General features: G+C 52.2%; 11 protein-coding genes. 6 read left to right on the top strand and 5 right to left on the bottom strand.

Translation table 11 applies throughout. The features are described from left to right. Nucleotides 1–45: 45 nt before the first annotated feature. The 3 genes from WCO56_27675 to WCO56_27665 are packed head-to-tail and all read right to left on the bottom strand — an operon-like array spanning nucleotide 46 to nucleotide 1,216. Nucleotides 46–321, bottom strand: coding sequence for a hypothetical protein (locus WCO56_27675; GenBank protein MEI7733382.1), 276 nt, complete (start codon nucleotides 319–321; stop codon nucleotides 46–48). 2 nt (nucleotides 322–323) lie between these two features. Next, nucleotides 324–731: a hypothetical protein gene (locus WCO56_27670; protein MEI7733381.1), complete on the bottom strand. Its 408-nt coding sequence runs from the start codon at nucleotides 729–731 to the stop codon at nucleotides 324–326. Then, the gene (locus WCO56_27665) at nucleotides 728–1,216 is read right to left on the bottom strand and encodes a hypothetical protein (GenBank protein MEI7733380.1); all 489 of its coding nucleotides are present in this window, start codon (nucleotides 1,214–1,216) and stop codon (nucleotides 728–730) included. Before WCO56_27665 ends, WCO56_27670 begins: the two co-directional genes overlap by 4 nt. On the opposite strand from WCO56_27665, the gene WCO56_27660 reads away from it, so the two are divergent. The 6 genes from WCO56_27660 to WCO56_27635 are packed head-to-tail and all read left to right on the top strand — an operon-like array spanning nucleotide 1,215 to nucleotide 6,421. Continuing rightward, a complete protein-coding gene (locus WCO56_27660) occupies nucleotides 1,215–3,416 on the top strand; it encodes a DUF1524 domain-containing protein (protein MEI7733379.1) in 2,202 nt (733 codons plus the stop codon). The genes WCO56_27665 and WCO56_27660 overlap by 2 nt on opposite strands. Before the next feature lie 3 nt (nucleotides 3,417–3,419). Beyond that, nucleotides 3,420–3,560, top strand: a complete 141-nt coding sequence (locus WCO56_27655) for a hypothetical protein (protein MEI7733378.1) — start codon at nucleotides 3,420–3,422, stop codon at nucleotides 3,558–3,560. Nucleotides 3,561–3,582: 22 nt separating this feature from the next. Next, the gene (locus tag WCO56_27650) at nucleotides 3,583–4,173 is read left to right on the top strand and encodes a hypothetical protein (protein MEI7733377.1); all 591 of its coding nucleotides are present in this window, start codon (nucleotides 3,583–3,585) and stop codon (nucleotides 4,171–4,173) included. A gap of 3 nt (nucleotides 4,174–4,176) precedes the next feature. Next, nucleotides 4,177–4,635: a hypothetical protein gene (locus tag WCO56_27645; GenBank protein MEI7733376.1), complete on the top strand. Its 459-nt coding sequence runs from the start codon at nucleotides 4,177–4,179 to the stop codon at nucleotides 4,633–4,635. Nucleotides 4,636–4,641: 6 nt separating this feature from the next. After that, nucleotides 4,642–5,256, top strand: coding sequence for a hypothetical protein (locus WCO56_27640; GenBank protein MEI7733375.1), 615 nt, complete (start codon nucleotides 4,642–4,644; stop codon nucleotides 5,254–5,256). Further along, entirely contained in the window at nucleotides 5,222–6,421 is a 1,200-nt protein-coding gene (locus tag WCO56_27635) for an ABC transporter substrate-binding protein (protein ID MEI7733374.1), read from the top strand. Before WCO56_27640 ends, WCO56_27635 begins: the two co-directional genes overlap by 35 nt. Nucleotides 6,422–6,508: 87 nt before the next feature. Here WCO56_27635 and WCO56_27630 read toward each other — a convergent pair whose 3' ends face one another. Further along, a complete protein-coding gene (locus tag WCO56_27630; protein MEI7733373.1) occupies nucleotides 6,509–7,126 on the bottom strand; it encodes a toll/interleukin-1 receptor domain-containing protein in 618 nt (205 codons plus the stop codon). Between the two features lie 36 nt (nucleotides 7,127–7,162). Continuing rightward, entirely contained in the window at nucleotides 7,163–7,780 is a 618-nt protein-coding gene (locus WCO56_27625; GenBank protein ID MEI7733372.1) for a toll/interleukin-1 receptor domain-containing protein, read from the bottom strand. Nucleotides 7,781–7,876: the final 96 nt, after the last annotated feature.

Here is a 7,876-nt window from a genome sequence, read left to right as displayed (position 1 = left end):
GCGACGGTCATTGGCCTGCGGGCCTCTTCAATCCGTCCGCCCTCTCTACTCTACTTTGGCAAATTTATCCGGGTCTTCGCTTACGATAAAAATCGAATCACTGAAGGGGAGGAAGTGTTTGAAGCTCTCAACGAGATGCGCTTCAGCGGTTGCAGCCAGCGATGGATCGGAATACTTGCTTGGTGGATAAAACTTTCCGTCATGGATTTTAAGGCGAAGAATAAATTCTTGGTGGCCCAACAGTCGAACCGCTCCGTCAGGATCTTCTTTTGCGTAGTCTGAAAAACCGAGCACATCAAGGAAGGCGACGACGGTTGGCATAATCAAAAATCCTCCTTCAAGAAGCGCTCCTCTGTTTTCGACGTGTTTAGTGACATGCGCAACCACTTGCTACCCTCACGCATGGTTTTAGGCGGATGCGTTGTCGTCGTAATGATGTATTGGAAGTTGGCTTGATCTGTGTCGGTAAAACACTGCTCCAACTTTTGAGAATAAAGAAAGAAGCGCTCGTAGATGACGCGCGCCATATCAGCTTCGCGGGGGCCGTCGTGAATGAGGAATCGCGGGTGATGACCGACGCCCTCCATGCTCAATACCATTGCACCCAAGTCGAAGGCGAGCACCTTGATCGTTTCGAGAGCCGCGCCAGATAGCTCACCTTTGCGTTTCACGCTCAGAGTGAAGCCGCGTTCGCCGAGGGTGGCAGTGGGTTCGACCTTATTGCACTTCATAACTTGGCAACGGGGAGGAAGATGTAAATGCCGAGCACGTCCGGCGGGCTGTGGTCAATGCGATAGCTGCCCTTGGCACCGGCGGCGCTGCGGACGCGGCGGTGCGCTGCGAGAAGCGCTTGTCCACGCTTGCTGGCAAACGCGTCGAGCACCGGAATCATGGTGGGCAAATGATCCGTCACCGAAACGAGTTGGTGAATGGCGATGTCCGGCGGCACGCTGGCGTCCGGCTTCACCGCGATGAGTTTTTCCGCATCTGCTTCCGGCAGCCATTGCGGGGCGTCCGGGTCGCCGGTAAAAGCGGTGAGGAGCGCATCCTCAGCAAGTAAATGGCGTTCCCCCTCGCGCGTGGTGGTGACGATGTGGAAACGGAGGCGCAGGAGTAGCAGGACGGTGCGGGTAGAAACCGATTGGGAGCGAACGACACCAGCGCGGCGGGCAAGGCCGCCAAGCAGCGGATCAAGGGCAGAATGGGGGATGTTCATGATTCAGATCATTGCCGCCTTGGCGCAAATTGAAGTCTCCATCACGCGCGAGCGTATTCGTACCACCCTGGAACATAAACGCCGCAAATCTGAACTGACGGGCACTGTACCCTATGGCTGGGATGACCTCTGCTTTAACTCCTTCACCTGTGTTGCCGTGGACGAAGGCACCCGCATGAAAGGGGAGAATACCCTGGTCGGGCTGGGCGTACGCCAACTTACCCCTAAATATCGCCTGGTCTCCACTGCCACTCCCATCAAGAATCGCCTGCCCGACATTTTCCGGCTGGCCTGGTGGGTGACCGGTGGGCGCGAAGAGGCTCATGCCCGCTTCCCCTATGCCAACAGTTCCGCTGATCGTGGTGACTTCGCCGAAGAATTTCTCGTTAGCGAACATAATCTGTCCGCCAAGAAACGCCGGAACCCCCGCTATAAAAAGCTCACCCCCAATGTCTGCAATGTTCACCGCCTCTGGAAAATGATGGCTCCGATCATTCTGCGACGACGCAAGCACGACATCGGCGAACAAATCGTGAGTAAACATCGCCATGTCATTCGTGCCGCCATGGGGACCCATCAGGCCGAAACCTACAAGTACCATTTGCGCGCCTCCTATCTTGATAAAAACGGGCGGCCCGCTCCAGGTGCCAAGCTGCAAGCTCTGCGCATGGCTGCCGCCGCCCCTCATGCCGAGAATCTGGTGCCAGTGTTGAATGGTAAGGGCTCACACCGTAGTCACACCGGATACATCCCCAAGATTGCCAGTGCGCTTAACCTGATTAACCAAATCCTGCGGCGGGGCGAGCAGGTGGTGGTCGGCTCCGCGTTTATTGAACCACTCAACACCCTCTCATGCCTGTTGAAAGAAGCCAACGTCCGCCATCTCCGCATGGACGGCAGCGTCTCCCAAACCAGACGTGGGATGCTCAGCGCCCAATTCAAACAAGGCGGTCCCAAGTACAACCCACACGCCTCCGCCAAGAATCTGTACCCCGTCACTTTGGCCGGCGTCGAATCCTGTGCCGAAGGGCACAACTGGTCCCGTGGGAAAAATGTGATCCTCATTGGATTTAGTTGGGCGTTTGACAAGTTTGAGCAACTCATCAATCGCGTTCACCGCCTTAACTCACCCGAAGATGTTCATGTCTATAAGGAGGAAGAAGCCTACAACATCTTTGAAACCCTCAACGACCGCGGTCTTCGCCTCTCCGTGCCTGATTTGGTCGCCAACCTATTACTTAAACGCTGTGCCGGCGACGCAGCGAGAAAAGCCGTTCGTGAACAGTGGAACGCTCTGCTGCAGCAAATGGGGAAGCGGGATGTTTCCCGTTTTCTCCGTCATTACTGGATTTCCCGTTTTGGCGACGTGAAGTCCCGTGGCCTTTACAGTGAGATTAAGGACCATTTGGCCGCCAATAAAATTGACAGTCTGACTTTTGCTTCAGGCTGTACAGAGGAATGCGAAGATTATGTTAAACTAATCGATCTTAGTGTGCCGGTATCTAAGTGGGTAATTAGAGACCTCGAAGCTATGGTGAAGCATCACGGTGCCCTTAGCTCGATGCCATTGCTTCTGTCTGGCTACCGCTGTCTGAATTCTTCTGATTTTGAAAAGCTGCTAAAATGTGTTGTTGCGCTTTACGTCCGCTATTCGCTTATTACGAATCAGGACCCTGCCGGTCTGGAAACCGCATTTTTTAATGCAGCTCGTGAAATTCGCTCCAAGCACGAATCAAAAGTCGTCAGCGCCAAATGTCTTGCGGCTGCCAAGGCCATCTTGAACAAAATAAATCCGACTGATGCGCTAGTGGAGGAGAAGGGGAAAGAACTCATATTGCCTGAAGGAGCTGCTAAGTGGTTTGTAACCGAATTGGCAAATGCCGTGCAGTCGAAAACCAAGGAAATTGGAATGGACAAGGCCAACGTCGAGCACATCTTTCCCCAGAATGCGGGCGCTGAGTGGCCAACCCGCAAACAACTTGAACCGCTTATTTGGCATGTTGGAAATCTCACTATCCTTGGAAGGCGAATAAACACGAAGGCGCAGAACAAAGCCTTCAAAGAAAAATGCAAAGAGCACTATTCAAAGTCCGAAATCAAAATGACGACAGAACTCCTCAAGGAAACCGATTGGACACCAGAGGTTATTCATAAGAGAGCGGCTAACCTGGCAAAACAGATGACCCACCTTTGGCAGTAACCTATGAAACGCGCCATCGAAGGAGATTTTCCCATCGTCGAGATCAACCGGCTGGTCGTGCCCGAGCGCAATGGCTTCAAGCCGGTGTATCAGATGCACAAAGTGCCTCGAAATCTACTCCCGCCATTACGGCGTGGTGCTTGACTGGACGGGCAAACCCATGCCCATGCGTGATGCCCTTATCGACATCGGTGAAATGGTGGAGCAGATGATTTCCAAAGAAAGCCCGCTTCCCGCCGAATTGGACGGTGTAGATGTCCTAACCCGTATCTGGCTTCGCGCCCTTTGCGATGTGCGCGAGGTTACTGTGGATTCAATTCGAAAGTTCACCCAGGGGATTCTCGAAATGGGCGACCTTACCAGCTACAAACCGCCGTTGGTTCGAAAAGGCCGCATGAAAGGCGGACGGACCTACGAAGTGCTCACACCGCTCGAAAGGTTGGATGCTTTGCAACAGGTACTCGATGCCCCTCAGGCAGCCAGGACAATGGACCTCGGTCTTGACCTGCCCCGCGACCAGGTGCCGCTTGGTGTGAACCTTGTTGATGTGTTGCATTTGCTTTTGGCGAACGCCGAGCGCGGCGAGCGCTTGGATCATCTTGTTGAACGCTATCGCGGACAGCGCGAGCCTATTCGTGCTGGATTGGAATATCTGAAACAGAAAGATCCCAATCGGTGGTCCAAAGCGTCCGATAAACTGCTGCCGTTCTATAGCGACCTCTTCGCGCAAACGGCAGTGGAGAAAGCAATCCACTGATTTATGGCAGGCTATCTCGTATTACCCGAAGAAGCGTGTGACTGGTCCGGCGCACAACCCGGCAAGGTCAGGCCCAACCCCGTCCGGCTCGGCATCACCGACCTCGTGCGCCAGTTCGAGCAAGACCCGTTTCCGTTTACCCGGCGCTCATCCGGCATCTGTCTCTTCGGCCTCGACGAATTCCTCGCCCAAATGGAACAGCTTGAAGATGTAAACGACAGCCGTGACTGGCCGTTCTTGCAGGAAATGCGCCGCCGCCTCCGCGCCGTCTCCAACGAAGTCAGCAATATTGGCGTCATCCATGTTCCCATCCGTCACTCGCTCTTGCTGGGCGCGGATAAACATCTTTTCGCCCGCTACGCGGGCAAGCGCATCCCCCTCTGGCGCTTGTTCGGATCAAATCCGACTATCGGCTGCGAGGCCGGCCAAGAAACTTACCTTTACGGGGAGAATTTGTCCTGAAATAGCATGAATAATCCTGTTGATCCTGTAAATCCTGTCAAAATCTCTCCCGACGACCGCGTTCGCGTTTCCGGCCGCTACGAACTGGGCATCGGCGAGGTGCTCCGTCTCTCCGAAACGGGCGCCGATTGCGTCGCCGACGTTGTGTTCGAGAGCCGCATGGGGCGGCGCCTCGAGACGCTCCCCATCCAGCGCCTCGAAAAAGCCGCTTCGCCCTGGGACAAACTCCGCGCTGGTCAATTCGATATCCGTTACGGCAAAAAACAGCAGACCACCCAGAACTATCGCCTCATGGAAGCCCTGCAGGGCCACACCCGTGATTTGCTCTTCCTCTCCGCCACCCCCCACCAGGGTGACAATTTCCAGTTCTGGTCGCTCGTCAATCTCCTCGACAATCACTTGTTCGATTCCCCCGAGGCCATGATCTCTCATCGCAGCTTGCTCAACCGCGTGATGATTCGCCGTACCAAACGCGAGGTCGTGGACGCCAACGGCAAGGCTTTGTTCGTCCGGCGTCAGGTTCATACTGAAAGCTTCGAACCCGCGTTGCGCGAGCAGCGGTTCACCGCCTCTCAAAAGACCGATTGTGGAATCCCACGACCGGGGCCAGTTTTTATCTAATATCCTGCAAGAGGCAATGCCCTACATTCGAATTGCGGTTGTCATGGTGCTCATCGTCGCGCCCATAGTCTGGGCCGTGATCGCATTTTTCCCACCAACTTACCAAGCTGTGAAGGAAACTCTCGTGCCCACCATCCGCAATCATTTGTGGCCGCCACCTCCAGCCGTTGCCACGATCCTCCCGATGACTGGACCGTCCGCCAAGTTCGGACAAGAGGCAAATCGCGCCATTGAATTCGTCCAAAAGGAATCAACCAATCCCCTCCCATTCTCATTGCAGATCCTCGATTCCCAAGGTAATCCCAAAGAGTTCGCCAAACTAGCTTCTCAAATCAAACCGCAACCCAACGTTAAAATCGCCTTTACAGCCGGAGGTGCGACCGTCGGATCGTCAATTTTCGCCCAAGCATCTCAACTCCCGGTCCTCGATGTGCTGTCAATAGCGCCAACAAATCTCCTTTACCACACCAACCTGCTTCGCTTCAATTCCCGAACCGATACCCAATCTAGCCTTTTCGCCCAGTTCGCGAGAACCGTACTCAACCGTACCAACGCCCTTTGCATAGCATATTATTCCACCGACTCGGCTGTTCAGTTTGCCTCCTCTATCAAACAACTGGGCGGCGCCGCCACGGCTCAATTCACATCACATCCATTTGATGTTATCCAGGAGGTTCGAGCAGTCCTGCATGATCCCTCACGGAAGGGTGTGGACTGTGTCTATTTAGATACCCCTGTTCTAGGTGATAGTTACATTAAAAACTTGTCCTCAGAGACCACATCTAAGACCGTATTGTTGGTACCTCTTGGTCTTAATTCTGTAGCCGCTTTTGATAACACCTCTGTGATAACAATTGCCCCGGCATGGCAGATTTCCACCAACTGCGAAGAACTTTCGCGTTTCCGCCTTTCCTATCAGAAAACCTTCGCTGAAGAACCATCCCCAGCAGCCACCCTTACCTACGACGCTTTACAACTCATAACCCAGTGCTGGCCCTCTATGTTCACTAATACCCAGCACCTTTTCGCCTTACTAACGGCAAAGACCAATTTCCAGAGTATCACCGGATTCAAGGGATTCGACACGAACGGTGTCGCCAAGCGCGACTACGTAGTTGTTCAGTACCACACCAACGGCACACGCACCATTCTACCTGCCAATTAGCCCGCAGCACCGTGTTTTCGTCTCGCCAGAGGTTCAAAGATTTTATCAAAACAAAATCGAAAAAAGTGGTCTCAAATACCATCAGGTTTAGGCGTCCAAAAATCTGTGCAAAAGTTGTGTGTTTGAAAAATTCTCCAGCGCAGCATCAGTTTCATCACCTTCTGTGAGAAGGTCCATATACCGGAAAGTCGCTGATACGTTGCGCACACCATGACGGCGATGCTTCACGCCCTTTAGATATGCCTTGAGCTCGCTAATCCCATCAAGCTTTTGTACAGCCTGAATACTCAAATAGGATGGAAGATTTTGTATATCATTCAATCGCAGGGCACATAAATGTTTTTTAGCTCGTTTGGCGAAACCAATCTCATAAGGTACCCAGCACGAATGAAATGTTGTTGCCGACACACATGCCATTAAGTCCGTGGAATAAGTTATCCCTCTTTCAATAGACTGCGTGATAGCTTCGTAATTGTTCTCTGCAATTGCCGCCTGCAAGTCCTCGTCACCAATATCCATATAAATGTCGATCCCCGCATTCCTGATATATTTGCCAATCGCCACAACTGGAGCTTTGTCCGTACTTTGGTGAGACAGGAAAATACAGGGGTTGCCGCTATTTGAAAAATTCTCAATCACCGCAGACTCTTTTTTTGTGCCAAAAAGAGGACCTACCTCATCGAAAACATTAACACCCTTACGCATGGATTTGATTTATTTTGGGTTTTTTGTTACTAACAATCACTCTTCGTTCATATAAACATCCAGTGGATGTCCAATAAGGCTCGCTAAACTAATCTTTCCGACATGCGATTCAATCATTAGTTCCGCCAGCCTTTCTAAACTCTTTGATTTAGCACCAACATCAGCCTTCCTCACCAGAACCTCCTCAAGATAGGCATCCATTTCTTTTGGGGTTCGCAAGCACTGAACAATCTTCAAATACGCAAGATCGCTAATCTTCACATCTCTTAATTTCACGCATGACAAAACTTTTCCTGCCGCTTTTCCAAAACCGATCTCATACGGTACCCACCACGATTTTCGCGTCGATTCCGACAAGAAAATCATGAGGTCAGTGCTGTAACGGATTCCCTGTTCAATAAACTCCGTAATCTTCGCATCGTCACCTTCTTCCACCGCCGCCTGCAACTCCTGGTCTTCGACATCGAGATAGATGTTGATTCCGGCTTTTTTAATGTATTCACCAAACTCTTTTACCCGCTCTTTGTCTCCCCTCCTGTGTGACAAGAAAATGCAAGGTATTCCTTCGGCGGCCTGTTTCTCAAATTCCTTCGCTTCGGAAACGAAGCCGTAGGGACTCCTGACCTCGTCGTAAACGTTGATTCCTTCGCTCATATAGTATTCCTTACGTTTTTGTGGTTCTGTACAATACGCCAGGGTGTGTGACCGGAGAGTAACCCAAAATTAAACCGCCTGTAGAAACAGGTATTT

The organism is Verrucomicrobiota bacterium (assembly GCA_037139415.1).
GTDB lineage: Bacteria > Verrucomicrobiota > Verrucomicrobiia > Limisphaerales > Fontisphaeraceae > JBAXGN01.
Note: the sequence above shows the minus strand (reverse complement) of the source record. Positions and strands in the feature narration are given on the sequence as shown.